Origin of the sequence: Aquabacterium sp. (assembly GCF_050725395.1) — a bacterium.
In the GTDB taxonomy this organism is placed as follows: Bacteria; Pseudomonadota; Gammaproteobacteria; order Burkholderiales; family Burkholderiaceae_C; genus Aquabacterium.
In genome coordinates this window covers 21546-42119 of record NZ_JBOHHL010000027.1, presented here as the reverse complement: position 1 = coordinate 42119, position 20574 = coordinate 21546, and the positions used below count along the sequence as shown (strand labels likewise).

Below are 20574 nucleotides of genomic sequence, written 5' to 3'. Positions count from 1 at the left end.
TCACGTCCCAGCCTGGATTCAAGAACATGCCGAACACTTCTCTGCGTCGCACCATTGTGGCCACCGCACCTTGGGCTGCCGGCCTCGCTGCAGTCTCCTTGACTTCCCTGGCGCAGGCCCACGTGGGCGCCGACGCTGGTTTGGGCCACACCCACGGCACCTTCGGCAGCTTCATGGACGGGGCAGCCCACCCGCTGACCGGCTTGGACCACCTGGCCGCGATGGTCAGCGTGGGCTTGTGGAGCGCCTTGAGCCTGGGCACCAAAGTGTCGTCATCCGCCGACGCCCGTCGCCTGCTGTCAGCGCCCCTGGCCTTCGCCGCCACTTTATTGATCGGGGCTTTGATGGCACTGCGGGGCGTCACTCTGCCGGGCGTTGAGCCGATGATCGCAACCTCGCTGTTGGCCATGGGTTTGCTGGTGGCCACACGCACCGCGCTGCCCACAGGCGTCGGCGTCGCGCTGGTCGCCGGTTTCGCCTTGTTCCATGGGCTGGCCCACGGCCAGGAACTGGGCGGCCACGCGGCGTCGGCCCTCGCCGGCATGGTGCTGAGCACCATGGCTCTGCACACCGTGGGCATCGGCGCGGGCCTGGCCTTGCGCCATCGCAGCCGCTGGGTACCACGCATCGCCGGTGCCGGCGTGACCGCGCTGGGCCTGGGCCTCTTGAGCCCCGCCACCGCTGGCGCCTTCTTCTGAGGAGCCCGACCATGACCCCTGGCGAACTGCTCACCGATGGCCCCGACCTGGACCTCAACCCTGGTCGCCGCTCGCTCACCATGGTGGTCGAGAACGCAGGCGACCGCCCCATCCAGGTTGGCTCGCACTACCACTTTGCCGAAACGAACGGCGCTCTGCGCTTCGACCGCGAGGCCGCGCGCGGCATGCGCTTGAACATCGCCTCGGGTACCGCCGTGCGCTTCGAGCCCGGCCAGCAGCGCACCGTCGAGCTGGTCGACTACGCCGGCGAACGCATCGTCTACGGATTCCGCGGCCTGGTCCAAGGCCCGCTCTGACACCTCTCCAGGAAACCACCCAAGATGGCAACCATTCCACGGCGTGCCTACGCTGAAATGTTCGGCCCCACCGTGGGCGACCGCCTGCGCCTGGCCGACACCAACCTTGTCATCGAAGTCGAGCGAGACCTGACCTTGCAGGCCGGCGGCTACGGCGAGGAAGTGAAATTCGGCGGCGGCAAGACCATCCGCGATGGCATGGGCCAGAGCCAGCGCATCAACGGCCCCGGCGCCATGGAAGCCGCCGACTGCGTGCTGACCAACGCCGTCATCATCGACCACTGGGGCATCGTCAAGGCCGACATCGGCATCAAGGCCAGCCGCATCTACAAGATCGGCAAGGCCGGCAACCCCGACGTGCAGCCTGGCGTGGACATCGTCATCGGCCCGGGCACCGACGTCATCGCGGCCGAGGGCATGATCGTGACCGCAGGCGGCATCGACACCCACATCCACTTCATCTGCCCGCAACAGATCGAAGAAGCCCTGAACAGCGGCGTGACCAGCATGCTGGGCGGTGGCACGGGCCCCAGCACCGGCACCTTCGCCACCACCTGCACGCCCGGGCCGGACAACATCTCGCGCATGCTGCAGGCCGCCGAGGCCTTCCCGATGAACATCGGCTTCCTGGGCAAGGGCAACGCCAGCCGGCCCGAGGCTTTGCGCCAGCAGGTTGACGCCGGCGTGATCGGCCTGAAACTGCACGAAGACTGGGGCACGACGCCCTCGGCCATCGACTGCTGCCTGAGCGTGGCCGAGGAAACCGACACCCAGGTCTCGATCCACAGCGACACGCTGAACGAATCGGGCTTCGTCGAGAACACCATCGCGGCCACCAAGGGCCGCACGCTGTGCGCCTTCCACACCGAAGGCGCCGGTGGCGGCCACGCGCCCGACATCATGCGCGTGGTGGGCGAAGCCAACTTCTTGCCCTCGTCGACCAACCCGACCATGCCCTACACGGTCAACACCATCGACGAGCACCTCGACATGCTCATGGTGTGCCACCACCTGGATGCCTCGATCGCCGAAGACCTGGCCTTCGCCGAAAGCCGCATCCGCCGCGAAACCATCGCCGCCGAGGACATCCTGCACGACCTGGGTGCCATCAGCATGTTCAGCTCCGATTCGCAGGCCATGGGCCGCGTAGGCGAAGTCATCCTGCGCACCTGGCAGACGGCCCACAAGATGAAGGCGCAGCGCGGCACCTTGCAGGGAGATTCGGAACGCAACGACAACACGCGCGTCAAGCGCTACGTGGCCAAGTACACGATCAACCCGGCGCTGTCGCATGGTATTGCGCACGAAGTGGGCAGCATCGAGGTGGGCAAGTGGGCCGACCTGGTGGTGTGGAAGCCGGGCTTCTTTGGCATCAAGCCCAGTTTGATCCTGAAAGGTGGCTTCATCGCTTCAGCGGCCATGGGGGACCCGAATGCCTCGATCCCGACGCCGCAACCGGTGCATTACCGGCCCATGTTCGGGGCCTTCGGCGGCGCGCTGGCGCGCGGTTCGCTGACCTTCATGAGCCAAGCCTCTATTGCCGCAGGCATGCCAGAGCAATATGGTTTGAAGAAGCAGGCCGTGGGCGTGCGTGGCAACCGCAGCGTCAGGAAGGCCGACATGGTCCACAACCACTACCTGCCGGTGATGGAGATCGACGCGCAAACCTACCAGGTGCGGGCGGATGGCCAGTTGCTGACCTGCGAGCCGGCCACGGAATTGCCGATGGCGCAGCGTTACTTCCTGTTCTAAGGCCGGGCGCGCTTCTCCACCATTTCCAACAAGTCCAGCGCATTGAAGGTCGCGGCACCCAGGGCGGTGTTGTCGAACACGCACCAGACCGATTCGAAGCGCTGGGCATCGGATTGCAGCCGCTGGGCCAGGGCTTGCAAATAGGGTAGATCGTAGTTGTCGTGGTAGATGCGCGGTGAGCCATGCAGGCGGTAGTAGGCAATCCTTGAAGACACTTCGCCTTCAGGCGCCAAGGGCCAAGTTGCGCCAGCACACGGCGCCGGATCGGCCAGGACCAGATCGACGCGGTGCTGCCTCAACAGCGCCGAAGCATCGGTGTTGAACCAGCTCGCGTGCCGAGGTTCGATCACCACGTGCCCAGCATGTCGCTCGCGCAACAAGGTGAAAAACGCATCGGCCCTTTCGGCATGAAAGGCCAGGCTCGGCGGCAGCTGAACCAGCAGGCAGCCCAGCTTGTCGCCCAGTTGCCCGGATTCCGCGAGGAACGCATCCAGCAGATCCTGGCAATCGACCAAGCGTCGCTCGTGCGTGATGGCCTTGGGCAACTTGACCGAAAAGCGAAAGCTTGGCGGAACACTGGCGGCCCAACGCGCGTAGGTGGCCGGCTTGTGCGGCCGGTAGAAGCTGGAATTGATCTCGACGGCGTTCAAGCGGCTGGCATACCGCTCAAGGTGGCTGCCCTCCAGGGCGAAGACTCTCTGCGCGTCCTTGGGCAAGGCCCAACCCGCGCAGGCAATGTAGAAACGGCCGGCATCAAGGTGGCATGCGCCATGCATGTCATTCGTCATGCGCCAACACTAACAGCGGTCACGATGACCACCCAGCGCGTAGGGCCTGCCCGTCCTTACACTATCGCTCTCACGCACAGGATTCAAATGGGCTCGCCATGCTGACCGTCAACAAACTCCTCCCCCAAGGCCAGGGCCTGGCCCAGGTCATCCTCAAACGCGCGCACACCGTCGAGCTCGATTGGGACGTGCGCCAGAAAAGCCGCTTCGACGCCACCGACAGCGCCGGCCGCCAACTGGGCGTTTTCCTGAGCCGCGGCACCGTCGTGCGCGGTGGCGACGTGCTGGTGGCCGAAGATGGCTCGCTGATCCGCGTCACTGCCAAGCCCCAGCCGGTGTTGGTGATCACGCCTTGTGCTGATCACGGCAACGCCTTCGACCTGACCCGCGCCGCCTACCACCTGGGCAACCGCCATGTGCAGATCGAACTGCAGCCCGATCATTTGAAAATCGAGCCCGACCACGTGCTGGCCGACATGCTGCGCGCCATGCACCTGACCGTGGCCGAGGCCAACACCACCTTCGAGCCCGAAGGCGGCGCCTACTCGGCAGGTGGCGGCCACGCGCATGGCCACGAAGGTCCTGCCCATGCTCACGATCACCACGACCACGGCCACGCCGTCCCCGCCGTGCCCGCACGCGGCAAGCCCATCGGCATCGCCGTGACATCGGCCGCGACCCCACACGTTCACGGCCCCGGCTGCAACCACGGCCACGACCACTGATGCCCAGGGTGCTGGCGGCCGCCGTGCCTCTGAGCGCCGCGGCCCGACTCCAACTGATGTGGCTGGCCTCGCCGGCCCTGCCCGTGGGCGGATTCAGCTATTCCGAGGTGCTGGAAGCCGCGGTGGACGCCGGCCTGGTCACCAACGAAGCCACCGCCGGCGCCTGGCTGCGCGACCAACTGCACCTGAGCCTGGCCCGCGCCGACCTGGCCGTGGTGGCCAAGGCCCTGCCCGCCTGGCAACGCCACGACCTGGCCCGGGTCACCGAGCTCAACGACTGGATCGCGCACACGCGTGAAACCACCGAGCTGAAACTGCAGGCCGAACAAATGGGCCGATCCTTGGTGGAGTGGGTGCGCAACCGGGGCGCTTCGGTCAACCCGAACGACCCGCGCCTGGCCCAATGCGCCGCCTTGAAGCCGGCGCCCACCTGGCCCGTTGCCTTTGCCCTGGCCGTGGCCCAATGCCTGCCCGACAACCCAGGCCACACCGCACCGCACAGCAGCATCGTCAAAGACACCCTGCTCAGTTTCGCCTTCGGCTGGGCTGAGAACATGGCGCAGGCCGCCATCAAGTCCGTGCCCCTGGGGCAGAGCGCCGGCCAGCGCATCCTGCAATCCCTGATCGACGACATCCCCGCCGCGATCGACCACGCCTGCGCCCTCGGCGACAACCAGCGCCAGGCCTTCACGCCCATGCTGGCCATCCTGAGCAGCCGGCACGAAACCCAATACTCACGCCTCTTCCGATCATGAGCACCAATCTGCACAACATCCCCAACCGCACCAAGAAACTGCCCCCCCTGCGCGTGGGCGTGGGCGGCCCGGTCGGCTCCGGCAAGACCACCTTGCTCGAGATGCTCTGCAAGGCCATGCGCGAGCAATACGACCTGGTCGTCATCACCAACGACATCTACACCAAGGAAGACCAGCGCCTGCTGACCGTGGCCGGCGCCCTCGACCCCGACCGCATCATGGGCGTGGAAACCGGCGGCTGCCCGCACACCGCCATCCGCGAAGACGCCTCCATCAACCTGGAAGCCGTCGACCGCATGCTGGCCAAGTACCCCAACGCCGACATCGTCTTCATCGAATCAGGTGGCGACAACCTGGCGGCCACCTTCAGCCCGGAGCTGAGCGACCTGACCATCTACGTGATCGACGTGGCCGCCGGCGAGAAGATCCCGCGCAAGGGCGGCCCCGGCATCACCAAGAGCGACTTGTTCGTCATCAACAAGACCGACTTGGCGCCCTACGTCGGCGCCAACCTGGACATCATGGAATCCGACACCAAGCGCATGCGCCCCACCCGCCCCTTCGTGATGACCAACCTCAAGACCCAGGACGGGCTGAACCAGGTGGTCGCTTTCATCGAAACAAAGGGGTTGCTGAAAACCGGAGCCTGAACGCCCCGGTCCTGGCGGCCAGGCAAAGGCGCCCGGCCAGGAAAACCTCACGCCGACCGACGGCTCAGCTTGCGCTGCCCCACAAAGACCATCAACCCGGCCCCCAGGAGGGACAGGGCAACAGGCTCCGGCACGCTGGAGGTCAGGGAAATCTGGCTGATCCCGATCGGGTTGCCGTAACCATCAGGGTAGATGTCCAGCAAGCGGATTTCCAGGGTATCGATCAAATCGGACGCGTGAGAATTGCTGACCTGCACGAACTCGCCTTCGGGGTTGGGCAAAGTGCCGGTGTCGGTGAAAACCACATTGCCGCCAAGCAGCCCCGTGAACACGTAGGGCACGGGGCTGATGCTGGAGTACATCAAGAGCGAATTGAAGTTGAAGCCATGCCCCTGGTGGGTGATGCGGGCAACGCCTTCGACAGCTTGTCCGTAAGGTTCGCGCTCGATGTAGATGAAGCTGTTCGGACGACCGGGCACGCCGATGTTGCCAATGCCGTACCAGGGACCGCCTTCGGGCGTGACCGTGAACCCCCCTTCGGTGTAGGGCCCTGCGAACGAACCTCCTACGTGGCTACCCACGCTCGAGGTGTAAGTCGGCAAGTTGGCCTGGTCGAAGTCGATGACGTAGGCAGAAGCATTGCCAAAATGCAGCAGCGCCGAAAACGCCACGGCCTTGAGGGCGGAATACTTGTTCATGATGGATCCTCCTGATTTGAGTCGTTGATGGCCGGCCAGTTTTTCATTGGAAAAGCGGCGCCACACTCCCCTGACTCAGGGGAGGTTGTAAATCAAGGTAAGGAGGAAGAGGTGGTGGTGGCCCCAGCAGGAATCGAACCTGCATCTGCCCCTTAGGAGGGGGCTGTTCTATCCATTGAACCATGGAGCCGAACCGGCCGCCATTGTGCCTCAGGTCAAGGCTTTCGCCTGACCGTCGTGTTCGTCTTTCAATGCGATGCCCGACGTCTGCAGGCGCCGGGACTCGCCCAGCAAGTGCAGCAACTTGGCCGCTGCCTGGTCGTGCCCCAGGCCCGCCGGCCGGACGTTCGAGATGCAGTTACGGTCGGCATCCGTCAGCCCCACGCGCGGCATCCAGGTCAGGTAAAGGCCCATGCTGTCGGGCGAGCTCAAGCCCGGCCGTTCGCCGATGAGGATGACGACCACGCGGGCGCCGAGCAACTGGCCCACTTCGTCGGCCACCGCCACTCGCCCCTGCTCCACGATCGCGATGGGGGCGCAAGACCAGCCATCGGCCAACAAGGCAGGCAAGACTCGCCGCAGCAGTGGCTCCGCGTTCAGGCCCACCGCCAGGGCGGACAGCCCATCGGCCACGACAAAGGCGATGTCATGCCGGCGTGTCGACTCCCCCAATGCATCTGGCTCAAAGCCCTCTGCCAGGTCCAGCAGCGCGCGCCGGGACGATCCATCAAGTTGACGACCCAAGTCCGGTCGCTTCAGGTAGGTATCACGGTCGGGGCAGGCGCTGCGCAGCAACACGGTGCCATGCCCGAGGGCCGCCAACGAGTCTTGCAGCGCGGGCACGTCCAAAGCCAGGTGCACGGCATCGCGCGCCTGGGCGTGCGCCAGTTGAAAAGCCAGTTGCGGCGCCGTGGGCAGGCTCACACCAGCCCGGCCCAAGGCGATGCGCGCCTGCGTGAAACGGCGCAGGGCCAGCCATGGGTTCGGGGTGACCGGCGACTGGCTCATGGCGCCACCAGCAAGGCGTGCTGAAAACCCGAAGGCAGCTCGTTCATCAGCCTGAAGGCACCGCCTTCGCCCTGCATGATCTGCACCCTTTGCAGCCATGCTTCGAACTCGGGCGCGGGCCTCAAGCCCAGCACACGCCGGGCATACAGCGCGTCGTGGAAGGACGTGCTCTGGTAATTCAGCATGATGTCGTCCGAGCCCGGCACGCCCATCACGAAGGTACAGCCCGCCGTGCCCAGCAAGGTGAGCAGCACGTCCATGTCGTCCTGGTCGGCCTCGGCATGGTTGGTGTAGCAGACGTCGCAACCCATGGGCAGGCCCATCAGCTTGCCGCAGAAGTGGTCCTCCAGGCCCGCGCGGATGATCTGCTTGCCGTCGTACAGGTACTCAGGCCCGATGAAGCCAACCACGGTGTTGACCAGCAAAGGCTTGAAATGCCGGGCCACGGCGTAGGCGCGCGCCTCACAGGTCTGCTGGTCGATCCCATGATGGGCGTTGGCCGACAAGGCGCTGCCCTGCCCGGTCTCGAAATACATCACGTTGTTGCCCACGGTGCCGCGCCGCAATGACAAAGCGGCATCGCGTGCCTGGCCCAGCAACGCCAGGTCGATGCCGAAGCCCTTGTTGGCGGCCTCGGTGCCGGCAATGGACTGGAAGACCAAGTCGACCGGGGCGCCGCGCTCCATGGCCGCCAGGGTGTTGGTGACGTGGGTGAGCACGCAGGATTGGGTGGGAATGCCGTGTTGCTCGATGAGTTCGGCCATCATGGTCACCAGCCTGATGACCTGCGGCACATTGTCGGTGGCGGGGTTGATGCCGATGACCGCGTCGCCGCTGCCGTACAGCAAGCCGTCGATCAGGCTGGCCGCGATGCCGCTGGCGTCGTCCGTGGGATGGTTGGGCTGCAAACGCGTGGACAAGCGGCCGGGCAAGCCAATCGTGTTGCGAAACGCCGTGACCACGCTGCATTTGCGGGCGACGAGGATCAGGTCCTGATTGCGCATGATCTTGCAGACGGCGGACGCCATCTCGGGGGTGATGCCAGGTGCGACGGCCGCCAAGGTGTCACCGCCCGTGTCATCGCGCAACAGCCAGTTCCGGAAATCGCCCACCGTGAGGTGTGAAATGGCCGCGAAAGCCTGGGCATCGTGGGTGTCGATGATCAGGCGGGTGACCTCGTCGTCCTCGTAAGGCACGAGCGCGTCGTGCAGGAAGGTGCGCAGGGGCAGATCGGCCAAGGCCATCTGGGCATGCACGCGCTCCTGTGCGGTGCCTGCGGCCAGGCCCGCCAACACATCGCCCGATCGCAGGGGCGTGGCCTTGGCCATCAGGTCCTTGAGGTCGCGAAATTTCGGCATGGCGGGACGAAAGCAGTCCGGACCGCCACAGTCTGCCTTACTTTTGTCAGCCGGGTTGGGCACCCGCATTGCTAGGGTCAATGACGAAGGCTTTTCGGGCGCTTGGATTCGGCATGCAGATCGCTTGGTTCGTGTTGGTGGGGACGGTGTTGATCGTGATGGCCTTCACCAACCACCTGGTGAAACGGTTGCCCATGTCGCCTGCCATCGTGTACCTGGGTGTGGGCGCGCTCATTGGTCCGCTGGGTGTGCGCATGCTCAATGTGTCGCCCCTGGACAGCATGGCCTGGCTGGAAGTGCTGACCGAGGTCGCGGTGCTGGTCACCTTGTTCACCGTCGGTTTGCGCCTGCGGGTGCCTTTCTCCTTGTCGGGGTGGGCCGTGCCCTTGCGCCTGGCCACGGTCGGCATGGTCATCACCACGGCGGGCATCGCCTCAGTGGGCTGGCTGCTGTTCGACCTGCCCTGGCCCGCCTTGCTGCTGCTGGGCGCGATCCTGTCGCCGACCGACCCGGTGCTGGCCTCCGAAGTGCAGGTCCGGCATCCGGACGACCGCGATGGCCTGCGCTTCGCGCTGACCGCGGAAGGCGGCATCAACGATGGGGCGGCCTTTCCGGTCGTGATGCTGGCGCTGGGCCTGATGGGCCTGCACGACATCGGCGACATGGGCTGGCGCTGGCTGACCATGGACGTGGCGTGGGCCGTCGTTTCGGGCGTGGGCCTGGGATGGCTGTGCGGCCTGGTGGTGGGCCGGTCGGTGCATGCCTTGCGCCAGCGCGGATCCCCGCTGGAGGCAGAGGAGTTCCTGACCTGTGGCGTGATCGCCCTGGTCTACGGTGCCGCGCTGCTCATCCACGCCTATGGCTTTCTGGCCGTGTTCGCCGCGGGTGGCGCCCTGGCCCGAACGGAGCGGAGTTTGAGGGCCGACAAGACAGCCAAACCCGACGGCGCGCATTCCTCGCGACTGATCCATTTCAGCGCCCAGACCGAGAACCTGGCCGAAGTCGCCATCGTGCTGGTGATCGGGGCCTCCCTGACCTCGGTGGCCTGGACGTGGCAAACCCTGGCGTTTGCCCTGCTGGTGATGTTGGTGGTGCGTCCCCTGTCGGTGCTGGCCACCGTGCCTTCGCACTTGATGGCCTGGCCGCAACGGCGCCTGTTGGCCTGGTTCGGCATCAGGGGGGTGGGCTCGGTTTACTACCTGGCCTATGCCGTCAACCATGGCGTGGACGGCAGCACGGCGCGCACGCTGACCAACGCCGTCATGATCGCGATCTGCGTGTCCATCGTGGCACACGGCATCAGCGCCACACCCTTGATGGGCCACTACATGAAGAAGCGCAAGCGCGAACCCGGCACCTAGCGGCGTCAGCGGTTCGCCACCAGGGCCTCCTTCTTGCGGCAACTGCCGGGGCCATCAGGCGCTTTTTCTTGAATCATGGGCAGCAGCGCAGGCGCCAAGGACCGCAGCACCTGCGCGGACAAGGCACTGGTGAAGGTGTACTTGGCGGCATAGGGCTCGTGCACATAGGCCGTGAGGGTGCCGAAGAAGCGGTCGCCGATCAGGAACACGAAGGTGGCCGAGCGGTTGACGACCCGAGATGAAATCAGGCCACCACCGGGTCCGTGGACATCGAAGCGGTGGTCACCGGTGCCGGTCTTGCCGCCCACTTCGATGGCGCTGCCATCCGGCATCACGAAGGCACCCTTCAGGCGCTTCGCCGTGCCGCCATCGACCACCATGAGCAAGGTGCTGCGCACCACTTCGGCCACCTCTTCGGGCAAAACGCGTTCGGCCTTGGCCGCGTTCTGCTCCAGGCGGGTCTCGAAGGGCGTGCCCGCCGCGAAATCCAGGCGCTGCAGCTTGCTGACCGGCATGCGCATGCCCTTGTTGACGATGATGCCCATCAGTTCGGCCAGCGCCGCGGGTCGATCGCCGGAGGCGCCCAGCGCCGAGGCGTATGACGGTGTCAAGGACGAGAAGGGATAACCCAGGCGGCGCCAATCCTTGTTGATCTCGGCGAAAGCATCGCGCTCGAGCAGGTTGCGGATGCGGGTGTCCTGGGCCGTCTTGTGGCGGGTCTTGAACAACCAGCCGTAGACTTCCTGCCGCTGCTCGCGACTCGCGGCCACCACCTCGGTCAGGGTCGCCTTGGGGTGGACCTTCATGTAGGCGACCAGCCAGAGGTCCAGCGGGTGGACACGGGCGATGTAACCCCGGTCGGCCAGCGAGAACTTGTCGGGCGCATAGTCGTCGTACAGGCGCTGCAACTTGGCCTCGGTCAGCTCTCGCTGCGGCACTTGCTCGTTCATGAAAGCACTGAATTCGGCCAGCGAAGCTTCCGGCTCGATGCCCCGGAACATCGCGGCCAGGCGCGACGGGGCCTGGTTGGCTCGCTTGATGAGTTGCGCACGCGCTTCCTCGGGCGTCTTGTCGCGGTATTTTTTGTAGAACCGGTGCAGGAATTCACGGCCTTCGCTGTCGGCGAAACGGGCCAGGTATTCCTGGCGGCGCGGGTCGTCGGAGTCCTCCAGCAAGTCACGGTCGGCCTTGCCGTTGTTGGCCATGTAGCTGTGCACCACATCGCGCATCAGGCGGATGAACACCAGGTTGACGGAGTGCTGGAAAGCCTCGCGCAGGTCGAACATCCGACCGTCTTCTTCGGGCTCGAAATTGTTGAAGTGGTGCGCGCCGCCTCCGGTGTAAAAGGTCTCGCCAGGGCTGCCTGAGTACCTGCGGTCCATGGCCGCTTCGAGCATGGGCTTGAGGCCTTTGTCCTTGGCATCCAGCAAGTAGTCACGCGCCCAGCGGCGCAGCACGTCCTTGCGTTGAACCGGCACACCGCTCAGCTCCTCTTCGCTCATGGGGCTGTACTGCGCGTGCAACTCGGCGATGATCTTGAGGTAACTGATCAGCGTGCGCAGCTTGGCAGTGGAGCCCAGGTCCAGCTTGGCGCCTTCGTTGATGTCGAAGGGCTGGTCGAGGTTGTCGCTTTGCACGCGCAGCAAGTTGGCCTGTCCCGAGCGCTCGAACAGGGTGAAGCTCAAGGTCAGCCGGCTGGGGTCATCGCCCTCCTGGAGCATGTGGAAACCGTACAGGCCCTGCGCCTTGGCGGCCTTGGGGTCCTTCAGGTCACTGAGCAGGCGCGTGGCCGCGCGTTGCAATTCGCCATCCAGCGTGCTGTTGGTTTTCAGGTCCAGGCGGTCCAGGTCGTACAGGCGCGGCACCTTCAGCATGGTGGACAAGGTCGACCGCATGGCGGTGATGGCCTTGCGGTCCACGAAGGACACCGGGCGCTCCGTGGGCTGCACGGGGTGTAATTTCAGCTTGATGGGCAAAGCCGCGTCGCGCAGGGCCACGGGAATCAGGTTGGCACTGGCCAGGATGCGCAGGTGGCTGTCGGCCAGCCTTTGCAGGTCATCGTGGCCATCGACCAGGTAGTACGAAGGGCGGCGCTGAGCGATGAACAGCGACAGCACTTGCTTGTAGGCCTCGGCCTGTCGGGCCAACTCCGAACTGCCCGCTTTGGCCGGTGACTTGACGGCCGCGCTCAGCAAGGCATTGACTTCGGCAAAATCGCGGCCATACCAGGCCCACAGGCCATCACCGACACCGTGGACCTCGCCCACGCCCGGTTTGGCAGAGAGCGGCACCGAATTGACGTAGTCCAGCACGATGCGGCGGCGGGCACCCCGGGTGTCCTCGCCATCCAGGTAGGCGCGCACCGAGGCCGACGCCACCTGACGCAGTTTTTCCTTCATCGAGGACGTGCGGCCGTCGGGCGAGTGGCGGTACTTCTCGATCTGGGTGGCCAGGGTGCTGCCGCCGGCCTGGCCTTGTGCATCGCTGACATGGCGCGCCACCTGCGTGATCACCGCCTTGCCCAAGCGGCTCCATTCGATGGCGGGGTTGTGCGTGGGGTAGGTGGCATCCAGCAGCTCGCGGTTCTCGATGAACAACAGGGCGTCCACCAATGGATCGGGGATGGCCTCGAAACTGGGGTAGACCCGTTCTGGGAAGCGCACGGCGTACATGGCCTGGCCACTGCAATCCAGGATCTGCAGGCCAGCCTGGGTGGGCTCGTGGTAGGCCGTGAAAATGCCTTTGCCCGTGACGTGCAACAGGTCGTCGGACATGCGCGCCTGGGCGCTGACCTGGTAGCCCTGGAAGCCCAGCCGCTTGACGAAATCAGGGATGTGGCTGTAGCCCATCCGGTCGTCGTACGGCCCGGGTTGGGGAAAACTGAGGGCGCCGCTGGGACCGGCCTCGACCTTGTAGGTCAGGCCCTGGGCCAGGCCGCTCAGGTACCGGGCTTGCCATCGGGACGTCTGCGCCTCATCGGAAACCACATAAGCCGCGGCCCCGATGACGAGTACCACGACGCCGCCGGCAAGCAAACGCACAGCTGTTCTGGAAGACTTGGTGTTGGGTACGGTCAAGGGACACTCAGCTGGGAAAACAGGCCACTGGTGAGCGGCCCAGGCAGGCCATTCTCAAAATCCAGCATAAAACGGATCGGCCATTTTCAGCAGCAAAAATGGCTGTGGCTTTCCCGGTTCTTTCGCCTTGCAGCGCCCGCTGTGTGTTGGGCGCAACGGCCAGGGTCCAGATAACCCTCGTCGGGATCGCTCAATGGCGCTGATGTCCGGCCTCCAAGCCCCCCGCTGCGGGGCCTGCGGCGGCCGAATTGCCCGAACGATCGGGTTCGGCAGGCTCGGAAACATTGGACAACACGTCACCGGCGGCTTCGCCGTAGGTCTTGGTCGCAACGTCGCCCAGCGCCAGCATGCCCACCAGCCGGTGGTTGCGGTCAAGCACGGGCAAGCGGCGGATCTGGGCGTACTGCATCTGGGCCGCCGCTTCGTCCAGGGACTGGTCCTCGAACACCCAGCGCACGTTTTCGCTCATCACCTCGCTGATGGGCGTGCTGTCGGCGGGACGGCCTTGCGCCACGCCTCGCACGGTGATGTCCCGGTCGGTCACCATGCCGATCAGCCGCTCACCGTCACAAACGGGGATCACGCCAACGTTGAGCTCGTCCATGGCCTGCGCCGCGAATTGCAGGCTGTCACTGGGCAGCATCGAGCGCACACCGGAAGTCATCACTTGGGCCACTTGTGTCATGTCGGTCTCCTTGGCTGAGAAAAAGCGGGCTTGAAGCCCATCTTTTTTTCAGCAAGCGATGTACCTGTTCCGCGCCACCGACACAGGCCTGACACAAAGCTCACGGTAGAGCGATTCATAAAGCGTGGCACTGACCGACCAGTCCAGCTGCTGGCGCATCCCGGATTGCACCAGCCGCTCCCAAGCCACAGGGTCGCGGTAACGGCCAAAAGCGCGCCGGATGGCGAAGACCAAGGCTTCGGTCGTGGGCTGGAAGAACACGAAGCCGTTGGCCAATTCCGGGTCGCGCGACTCATCAACCACGGAATCGGCCAGTCCGCCGGTGGCATGCACGATGGGCGGGGTGCCATAGGCCAGGCTGTACAGCTGATTCAGCCCACAGGGCTCGAAGCGGGAGGGCATCAGGAAACAATCGGCACCGGCCTCGATCAAGTGGGCCAGGCTTTCATCGAAACCGATCGTCACGGACACTTGTGCGGGATGCGCCTCGGCCAGTTCTCGCAGGGATTGCTCCAGCGCCAGATCGCCTTTGCCCAGCATGACCAATTGGCCGCCGCCGGCCAGGATCTCCTGCGCGGCCTGCACGATCAGGTCGGTGCCTTTTTGCTCGGTCAGGCGGCTCACCACGCCAAACAGCATGGCGTCCGGATCGGGCTTGAGCTGGCAGCGGATTTGCAAGGCGCCCTTGTTGGCCAGCTTGCCGGCCCTGAAGCTGGTGGCGTCGTAACGTTGGGGGATGAAGGCGTCGACCGCAGGATTCCACACGGCCGTGTCGATGCCGTTGAGGATGCCGTGCAGGCGGCCCGCGTGTTCGCGCAGCACGCCTTGCAGGCCAAAGCCCAGCGGTTCCTGCTGGATCTCGCGCGCATAGGTGGGGCTGACGGTGGTGATCGCATCGGCGAACTGCAAGCCACCTTTCATGAACGACAGCTTCGACCAATACTCCAGCCCATCGATGCCCAGCCACTCATCGGGCAATTCCAGCCTGGACACTTGGTCCAGTGGAAACAAGCCCTGGAAGGCCAGGTTGTGGATGGTCATGACACTGGCGGCCCGGCCTGGCAGGCGGCTCAGGTAGACAGGCGCGAGCCCCGTCGGCCAGTCGTTGCAATGGACGATGTCGGCTTGCCAGCCAGGCACAGGGCTCAGGTCGCTGCCCAGCATTGCCGCCACCTGGCTCAACCAGCCAAAACGAACAGCATTGTCGGCATGGTCCTGGCTGCCCTCGTCCTGGTAAGGGCCTCCCGCCAGATCGTAGAGCGCAGGACAGTCCAGCAACCACAGGGTGAAGCCCGCGGCCTGGTTGAGCGGAGGGGACGCTTGAATCAGCCTGGCCGCTGGCCAGGCACCTTGCGCCGGGATCTCGGCCAGCACCCGGCCCTCGTCCAGCAGGCCCCGCAGGCTGCGGTAGGCGGGCATCAGCACCTTGACATCGTGGCCCAATCCGGAGAGGGCCTTGGGCAAGGCGGCGGACACCTCACCCAGCCCACCGGTCTTGATCCAGGGGGCGCATTCGGGCGTGACGAACAAAGTTTTCATGGGTGAGTCGATTCCCGGTCCTCGGGCGGTTCGGACACCAGCACCGCCACCGGCCAGTGCGTGAAAAGTTCGGACAAGGCAAAGCCGCCGCTGGGGCCGGTTTCCAGGGTTCGGCCGGTCAACACATCTCGCCATTGATGCGGCGCATCGGTGGGCAAATCCACCCGCGTGCCGCCCCAGCAAGCCGACGCATGCAAGGCCCGCGGATCGCCTTGTGCCAGCGTGTGCAGCAAGCGGCTGCCAATGGTGAGGCTGTGCCGGCCGTCCAGGCTGCGCGCCCAGGCGACCACATGGCGGGCAGCTGGCCCATCCACCGTCAGCGCCTGGTATTGGCCCCGGCTGAACAGCTCGGGTTGGCGGGCGCGCAGTTGCAGAAGGCGCCAGGTGACGAGCATCTTGAGGCCCCCTTCGCGCCACTGGTCTCGCAGATCGATCAAGCCTTGCGCCTCGGCACGGCCGCCCGCGAACAAGGCCTGAAGCCGCGCGTGGCGCGCCTGCAGGGCCTCGAAGTCCACGGGGCGGCGGTTGTCCGGGTCGACCAGGCTGAAGTTCCAGGTCTCGCAGCCCTGGTAGATGTCGGGCACCCCAGGCGAGGTCAGCTTGAACGCCACCAGGTTGAGGCTGTTGAGGGCGCCAAAGGGCGCGATCTGGTCCACGAAGGATTGCAGGTCCTTCAAGAAGGGATTGGGCTCCAGTTGGCCCAGCAATGCATCGATGAACCGTGCCAGCGCCGACTCGTAGGCCTCGTTGGGATTGATCCAGCTGGTCTGTTCCTTGGCCTCGCGAACCGCCTTGAGCATGTAGGCCTGGACGCGCCGGCACAGTTCCGCCAAGGTGTCGCAGTCCACCAGTTCCAGAGGCCACACGCCCACCAGGGTCTGGTACAGCAGGTATTCGTCGCCGGGCGTGGGCGCCAGCACGCCGTCGATGCGCGTGGCGCGCTTGTGGTTCATGGCCTGCCAGCGCTCGATGGCGGCCTGCCAGGCTTGCGGGATTTCCGACAGCACGTCGATGCGGGTGCGCACATCTTCTGAACGCTTGGTGTCGTGGGTTGACGTGGCCAGCATGTTGTGGGGCGTGAAGCGGGCCCGGTGCTGGTTGGCCGCATGAAATGCACTGACCGACAAGCCGAAATGGCGGGGATCGCCACCCACATCGTTCAACGAGGCGAGGCGGTGATGCCGGTAGAAAGCCGTGTCCTCCATGGACTTGGCCATGACCGGCGCCGTGAACTGCTGCCAACGGTAGGCCAGGTTGAGCATGGCCTGGCGGCGCTCGGGATCGGGTTCGCTCTGCGCGCCCAGCAAGGTGTCGCGCAGGTAGTCGATCACGCTGACCTCGGAAGCCCGGCTCCGCCGTTTGGCCGCAGCGGCGGCCCAGTCGAGGTGCTGGCGATCGGCATCGCTGAAGCCACGCTCGCCAATGTAAGTGCGGTAGACGGGGAAGGCGGCGGCCATGGCGCTCAAGGCCACGCGCAAGCGGTTGCGGGTGAAGTCGCAGGTGCGGCGATCGGCTTGGGCAATGCGGTGCAAGGCTTCGGTCAGCACTTCCAGGTCGCTGGACAAGGAGGTGGCGATGATGTCGAGCTTGGCCTGGTACAGCACGTCGTCGAACACCAGCCTGTCGCCAATGAAGTCCGCATACAGACGGTCGAACTGGTCTTCTTGCTCGCCATCGACGAACACGCCATTGACCAGGTTCGAATAGCGGTAACCGGTGCCGCCATGCACTGGCCAGTCTTGCGGCAAGCGTTCGTGGTCGGCCAGGATTTTCTCGACGGCCAGGTAGAGGGCCTTGGGTGGAGTGCCCTCCTCGTCCACGGCGCGCATGGTGCTCGCGTAGCGCGCCTGCAATCGCTTGAAATAGCCTTGCGGGTCGCACAGGCCATCGGGGTGGTCGATGCGCAAGCCATGCACCTTGCCTTGTGCCAGCCACTGGAAAATGGTGCGGTGCGTGGCCTCGAAAACCTCTTCACGTTCCATGCGGACGGCAGCGAGGGTGCTGATGTCGAAGAATCGGCGGTAGTTGATGTCGTCGCCCGCCACGCGCCAGAAGGCCAGGCGGTAGGCCTGCTGGCGGATCAAGCCGTCCAGGGCGTTGAAGCTGCTGGCATCGCCGGGCGTGCCGTTGAGGGCTTTCAGGCTGGCATCGATCCAGCCTGGCAGCCACGCAAAGCGCTCGGTCAGCTGGGCCAGGCGCCGCTTGTGCAAGCCCTTGTCGCGGTGACGCACGGCGCGTGCTTCGGCCGACAGGTCGTCCCGGGGTGGCAGCCCGGCCAAGGCGTGCAGCAGCGACTGCACGATCTGGATGCCCTCGCTGGTGGCTTCATCGGCGGAGATGGGCGCGGGTGCGGCGGCCATGACGTCCGAGTAATGCCGGGGGTCAATGGGAAATCGGTGATCGTAATAGTGGATCCAGAACTCGCCCGCCGCCGCGTCGAAGGACAGCTGCAGCTCACCCGCTTCCAACACCTTGCCATACTGGTCGCCCAGCACCGGCAGGAGCACCTTGCCGACCAGCTCAGGGGCGGGCGGGTTCCACTCGATGTCGAAGGTCTCGGCATGGAGCGACGCCGGGCCGCTTTCCAGCACATCCAGCCACCAAGCGTTGTCGGCCTCCAGCACGCCCATGTGGTTGGGCACGATGTCGATCAGTTGCCGCATGCCGTGACGCGCCAGGCAGGCGCACAACTGCTCAAAATCGGACTCGTCGCCGATCTCCGGGTTCAGGGCGTTGTGGTCGATGATGTCGTAGCCGTGCGTGCTGCCGGCGCGGGCCTTCAGGTAAGGCGAGGTGTAGAGGTGGCTGATGCCCAGGGCGTCCAGGTAGGGCACGATGTGCATGGCATCGCTGAAGCGAAAGCCTTTGTGCAGCTGCACGCGGTAGGTTGCCCGCGGGATGTCCGCCGTGGACAAGGCCGGCAGGTCGCTGGCCAAGCCCTGAGGGGCGGCATCGCTTGGGCGCACACGCCGCAAGGCCTCGGACACCGACAGCAGGCGAGGATCACCAGCCAGTGCCTCGAGCGTGACCCCGAGCTTGCGGCGCCAGTTGGGAAATTGCGATTCACTGGTGCCCGGAATGTTGACCTGGATGAGCTGCTGGGTGACGTCTTCCAGTTGCACGCCAACGAGCTGCGAGGGCGTGCGGCCCAGAAAGCTGTAGACCGCGTCGGTGAAGGCGGGCGAGGTGTCGTCCATGGTGGGCGGGTGCACGCTGGCATCCTGGGGCGTGACGCCGGCCTGCTCCAAGGCCAGCAGCAGCTGAGCGCGGTCCTGCGCGCGAGACACCACCTGCTGGGCACGCAGTTCATCACTCGGGTACAGGCCCAATTCAGACCGCAGGTCCACGTCCTTGCCATTCCAGAAACCGCGCAGCGTGGGCAGGTCGTGCGTGCTGACCACCGCCAGGGCCTGCGGCACCCAGTCGGCCGGTGGCTTGAAACGGCCATCGTGCAGGCGTTCGAAGAACAAGGGGCAGTAGGACAGCAGGTACTGTTCGCGCATCGCTTCGCGCATCCGGGGCGGCACTGTGCCCAGGTCTTCGCCGATGACGAGGCAGCGGTGGCGGTGGCTCTCCAAGGCCAGGATGCCCATCATTTCTTCGAAGGGGTAGTTCATGTAGGCGCCAGCCTTGGCGCCATCTTCGGGGTGAATCCAGAACAAGCGCATCAAGGCCATCACGTGGTCGATGCGCAAGGCGCCCGCGCAGCGCATGTTGGCACGCAAGGTGTCGATGAAGGGCTGAAAACCTTGCTCACGCAAACGCGAGGGGATGACGGGCGGCAGGCCCCAGTCCTGGCCCGCGAGGTTGTATTCCTCGGGTGGTGCCCCCACGTGGAGGCCCATCGCGTACAGGCCCTGGTGCGCCCAGGTGTCCGCCCCACCCTCGTTCACGCCCACGGCCAGGTCGCGGTACAGGCCAATGGCCATGCCCAGCGACTCTGCCCGCGCGCAGGCTGATTGCAGTTGCAGCTCGGCTTGCCATTGCAGGTATTCGAAAAACTCCACATGAGCCTCATGCTCACGCTCGAACTCGGCCACGGCGGACGAACGGGGATCGCGGTAGGCTTCAGGCCAGCGCGACCAGCCCCACACCGATGAATCCTGCGCGTGGAAATGCGATTGCAGGGCCTCGAACAGGGCTTGGCGGCGCAAGCCCACGCCACGCTCGGCCTGGTAGGCCCTGAAGGCACGGCCTCGGCGCGTTTCGGTGGACAGGTGGCGCAGGTGGAAGTGCTTGAACAAAACCTCCAGCACTTCGAATTTGGCAGCGGCCACGCCGTTGTAGTTGACGATCTCGGGCTCGCGCAGCGCCTGCAGCCTTTGCTGGAACTCCGGGCGGTTGACCAAGTCGCGAGCGAACAGGCATTCGTTGAAGTCGGACACCGCAGTCACGTCGATGTACAGCACGTTCATCGCATCCCGGCTGGACGGGCTGTAAGGACTGGCCCGCTCGGGCTCGTGCGGGAACAAGGCGTGCAGCGGATTCAGCCCGACGAAAGACGCGCCCTGCCCGGCCATGATTTCCAGCAAGCGCTTGAGGTCCGAAAAATCGCCGATGCCCCAGTTGTCGTTGGAGCGCAGGGCATAGAGCTGGATGCTGGGCCCCCAGAGCCGTTCGCCCTGCTTGAGCACCTTGGGCTCGAAACAGCGCGGTGGGCAAACAATGACACGGGTTCGGGCCAACTCGCCCTGGGCCTGGGCCGCCAATTTCAGGACCAGTTGGTGGTAGCCGGGCTTGAGGTTCTGCGGCAAATCGATGTCGACCGTGAAAGCGCCGGGGCCCTGCTTGGCGTCCGCGAAAATCAGGCCACCGAAACGGTCCGCGTTGTCGCACTCGAGCGTCCAGGTGTAGCGGCCATCCGAATCACGGGCCGGATTCGACGACATGCCCAGGCGCGCCGTGATGCGCGCGCCCTGCCCCTGGCGCACCACCACCACGGGCGGCAGCACACCGGTTTCGGCTTGCAATCCGGCACCGTCCAGAGCCCGGCGCGCCGCGTCATCCGTGTCGGCATCGATGCCTGCGGCCTTGAGGAGCTTGCGCAGCGAGTCTGGTGGAACCTGGCGGCGGTGGCCCCAGAAATCATCGTAGTGGCTCGCGAGACCGAATCGCTCACACAGGGCTTCAAGGGGTTCGGATGGCGCGTGGTGGTCGGTCATG

At 65.3% G+C, this 20574-nt stretch carries 15 protein-coding genes and 1 tRNA gene; 7 read left to right on the top strand and 9 right to left on the bottom strand.

Annotation, left to right across the window (positions count from 1 at the left end):
* Positions 1–26 precede the first annotated feature (26 nt).
* From ACREB4_RS15650 to ureC, 3 genes are read left to right on the top strand one after another with little or no spacing between them, the layout of a single operon-like run.
* Positions 27–698: a HupE/UreJ family protein gene (locus tag ACREB4_RS15650; RefSeq protein ID WP_431589158.1), complete on the top strand. Its 672-nt coding sequence runs from the start codon at positions 27–29 to the stop codon at positions 696–698.
* A gap of 11 nt (positions 699–709) precedes the next feature.
* Positions 710–1015 carry an urease subunit beta gene (locus ACREB4_RS15645; RefSeq protein WP_431589157.1) on the top strand — a complete coding sequence of 102 codons (306 nt, stop codon included), beginning with the start codon at positions 710–712 and terminating at the stop codon, positions 1013–1015.
* 24 nt (positions 1016–1039) lie between these two features.
* A complete protein-coding gene (ureC, locus tag ACREB4_RS15640) occupies positions 1040–2767 on the top strand; it encodes an urease subunit alpha (RefSeq protein WP_431589156.1) in 1728 nt (575 codons plus the stop codon).
* On the opposite strand, the gene ACREB4_RS15635 is transcribed toward ureC, so the two are convergent.
* On the bottom strand, positions 2764–3555 hold the full coding sequence (locus ACREB4_RS15635) for a DUF72 domain-containing protein (protein WP_431589155.1): 792 nt from the start codon (positions 3553–3555) through the stop codon (positions 2764–2766). The two genes, ureC and ACREB4_RS15635, sit on opposite strands and share 4 nt — an antisense overlap.
* A 98-nt stretch (positions 3556–3653) precedes the next feature.
* Between ACREB4_RS15635 and ureE the strand changes: the two genes are divergently transcribed.
* The 3 genes from ureE to ureG are packed head-to-tail and all read left to right on the top strand — an operon-like array spanning position 3654 to position 5685.
* Positions 3654–4280, top strand: coding sequence for an urease accessory protein UreE (ureE, locus tag ACREB4_RS15630; RefSeq protein WP_431589154.1), 627 nt, complete (start codon positions 3654–3656; stop codon positions 4278–4280).
* Positions 4280–5035 (top strand): urease accessory protein UreF, encoded by a 756-nt coding sequence (locus tag ACREB4_RS15625; RefSeq protein ID WP_431589153.1) that lies wholly within the window; start codon positions 4280–4282, stop codon positions 5033–5035. The genes ureE and ACREB4_RS15625 overlap by 1 nt, the downstream gene beginning before the upstream one ends.
* Complete coding sequence (gene ureG, locus ACREB4_RS15620) at positions 5032–5685, top strand: urease accessory protein UreG (RefSeq protein WP_431589152.1); 654 nt, start codon at positions 5032–5034, stop codon at positions 5683–5685. The genes ACREB4_RS15625 and ureG overlap by 4 nt, the downstream gene beginning before the upstream one ends.
* A 47-nt stretch (positions 5686–5732) precedes the next feature.
* On the opposite strand, the gene ACREB4_RS15615 is transcribed toward ureG, so the two are convergent.
* The 4 genes from ACREB4_RS15615 to ACREB4_RS15600 form a co-directional block, all read right to left on the bottom strand.
* A complete protein-coding gene (locus tag ACREB4_RS15615; RefSeq protein ID WP_431589151.1) occupies positions 5733–6383 on the bottom strand; it encodes a hypothetical protein in 651 nt (216 codons plus the stop codon).
* A gap of 115 nt (positions 6384–6498) precedes the next feature.
* Positions 6499–6573 (bottom strand) — tRNA-Arg (locus tag ACREB4_RS15610).
* 20 nt (positions 6574–6593) lie between these two features.
* The gene (gene eutC, locus ACREB4_RS15605; RefSeq protein ID WP_431589150.1) at positions 6594–7391 is read right to left on the bottom strand and encodes an ethanolamine ammonia-lyase subunit EutC; all 798 of its coding nucleotides are present in this window, start codon (positions 7389–7391) and stop codon (positions 6594–6596) included.
* Positions 7388–8749, bottom strand: a complete 1362-nt coding sequence (locus ACREB4_RS15600) for an ethanolamine ammonia-lyase subunit EutB (RefSeq protein WP_431589149.1) — start codon at positions 8747–8749, stop codon at positions 7388–7390. Before ACREB4_RS15600 ends, eutC begins: the two co-directional genes overlap by 4 nt.
* Positions 8750–8862: 113 nt before the next feature.
* On the opposite strand from ACREB4_RS15600, the gene ACREB4_RS15595 reads away from it, so the two are divergent.
* Positions 8863–10110 carry a cation:proton antiporter gene (locus ACREB4_RS15595; protein WP_431589148.1) on the top strand — a complete coding sequence of 416 codons (1248 nt, stop codon included), beginning with the start codon at positions 8863–8865 and terminating at the stop codon, positions 10108–10110.
* Positions 10111–10115: 5 nt separating this feature from the next.
* On the opposite strand, the gene ACREB4_RS15590 is transcribed toward ACREB4_RS15595, so the two are convergent.
* From ACREB4_RS15590 to ACREB4_RS15575, 4 genes are all read right to left on the bottom strand, one after another.
* Entirely contained in the window at positions 10116–13151 is a 3036-nt protein-coding gene (locus tag ACREB4_RS15590; RefSeq protein ID WP_431589147.1) for a transglycosylase domain-containing protein, read from the bottom strand.
* Between the two features lie 226 nt (positions 13152–13377).
* Positions 13378–13872, bottom strand: a complete 495-nt coding sequence (locus ACREB4_RS15585; protein ID WP_431589146.1) for a CBS domain-containing protein — start codon at positions 13870–13872, stop codon at positions 13378–13380.
* Positions 13873–13920: 48 nt separating this feature from the next.
* A complete protein-coding gene (glgA, locus tag ACREB4_RS15580; RefSeq protein ID WP_431589145.1) occupies positions 13921–15411 on the bottom strand; it encodes a glycogen synthase GlgA in 1491 nt (496 codons plus the stop codon).
* Positions 15408–20573, bottom strand: a complete 5166-nt coding sequence (locus tag ACREB4_RS15575) for a malto-oligosyltrehalose synthase (protein WP_431589144.1) — start codon at positions 20571–20573, stop codon at positions 15408–15410. The genes glgA and ACREB4_RS15575 overlap by 4 nt, the downstream gene beginning before the upstream one ends.
* Position 20574: the final 1 nt, after the last annotated feature.

Bases quoted from the DNA above. Each gene is read 5' to 3' on its own strand.
- ACREB4_RS15650 (WP_431589158.1), top strand. From the start codon at position 27: ATGCCGAACACTTCTCTGCGTCGCACCATTGTGGCCACCGCACCTTGG.
- ACREB4_RS15645 (WP_431589157.1), top strand. From the start codon at position 710: ATGACCCCTGGCGAACTGCTCACCGATGGCCCCGACCTGGACCTCAAC.
- ureC (WP_431589156.1), top strand. From the start codon at position 1,040: ATGGCAACCATTCCACGGCGTGCCTACGCTGAAATGTTCGGCCCCACC.
- ACREB4_RS15635 (WP_431589155.1), bottom strand. From the start codon at position 3,555: ATGACGAATGACATGCATGGCGCATGCCACCTTGATGCCGGCCGTTTC.
- ureE (WP_431589154.1), top strand. From the start codon at position 3,654: ATGCTGACCGTCAACAAACTCCTCCCCCAAGGCCAGGGCCTGGCCCAG.
- ACREB4_RS15625 (WP_431589153.1), top strand. From the start codon at position 4,280: ATGCCCAGGGTGCTGGCGGCCGCCGTGCCTCTGAGCGCCGCGGCCCGA.
- ureG (WP_431589152.1), top strand. From the start codon at position 5,032: ATGAGCACCAATCTGCACAACATCCCCAACCGCACCAAGAAACTGCCC.
- ACREB4_RS15615 (WP_431589151.1), bottom strand. From the start codon at position 6,383: ATGAACAAGTATTCCGCCCTCAAGGCCGTGGCGTTTTCGGCGCTGCTG.
- eutC (WP_431589150.1), bottom strand. From the start codon at position 7,391: ATGAGCCAGTCGCCGGTCACCCCGAACCCATGGCTGGCCCTGCGCCGT.
- ACREB4_RS15600 (WP_431589149.1), bottom strand. From the start codon at position 8,749: ATGCCGAAATTTCGCGACCTCAAGGACCTGATGGCCAAGGCCACGCCC.
- ACREB4_RS15595 (WP_431589148.1), top strand. From the start codon at position 8,863: ATGCAGATCGCTTGGTTCGTGTTGGTGGGGACGGTGTTGATCGTGATG.
- ACREB4_RS15585 (WP_431589146.1), bottom strand. From the start codon at position 13,872: ATGACACAAGTGGCCCAAGTGATGACTTCCGGTGTGCGCTCGATGCTG.
- glgA (WP_431589145.1), bottom strand. From the start codon at position 15,411: ATGAAAACTTTGTTCGTCACGCCCGAATGCGCCCCCTGGATCAAGACC.
- ACREB4_RS15575 (WP_431589144.1), bottom strand. From the start codon at position 20,573: ATGACCGACCACCACGCGCCATCCGAACCCCTTGAAGCCCTGTGTGAG.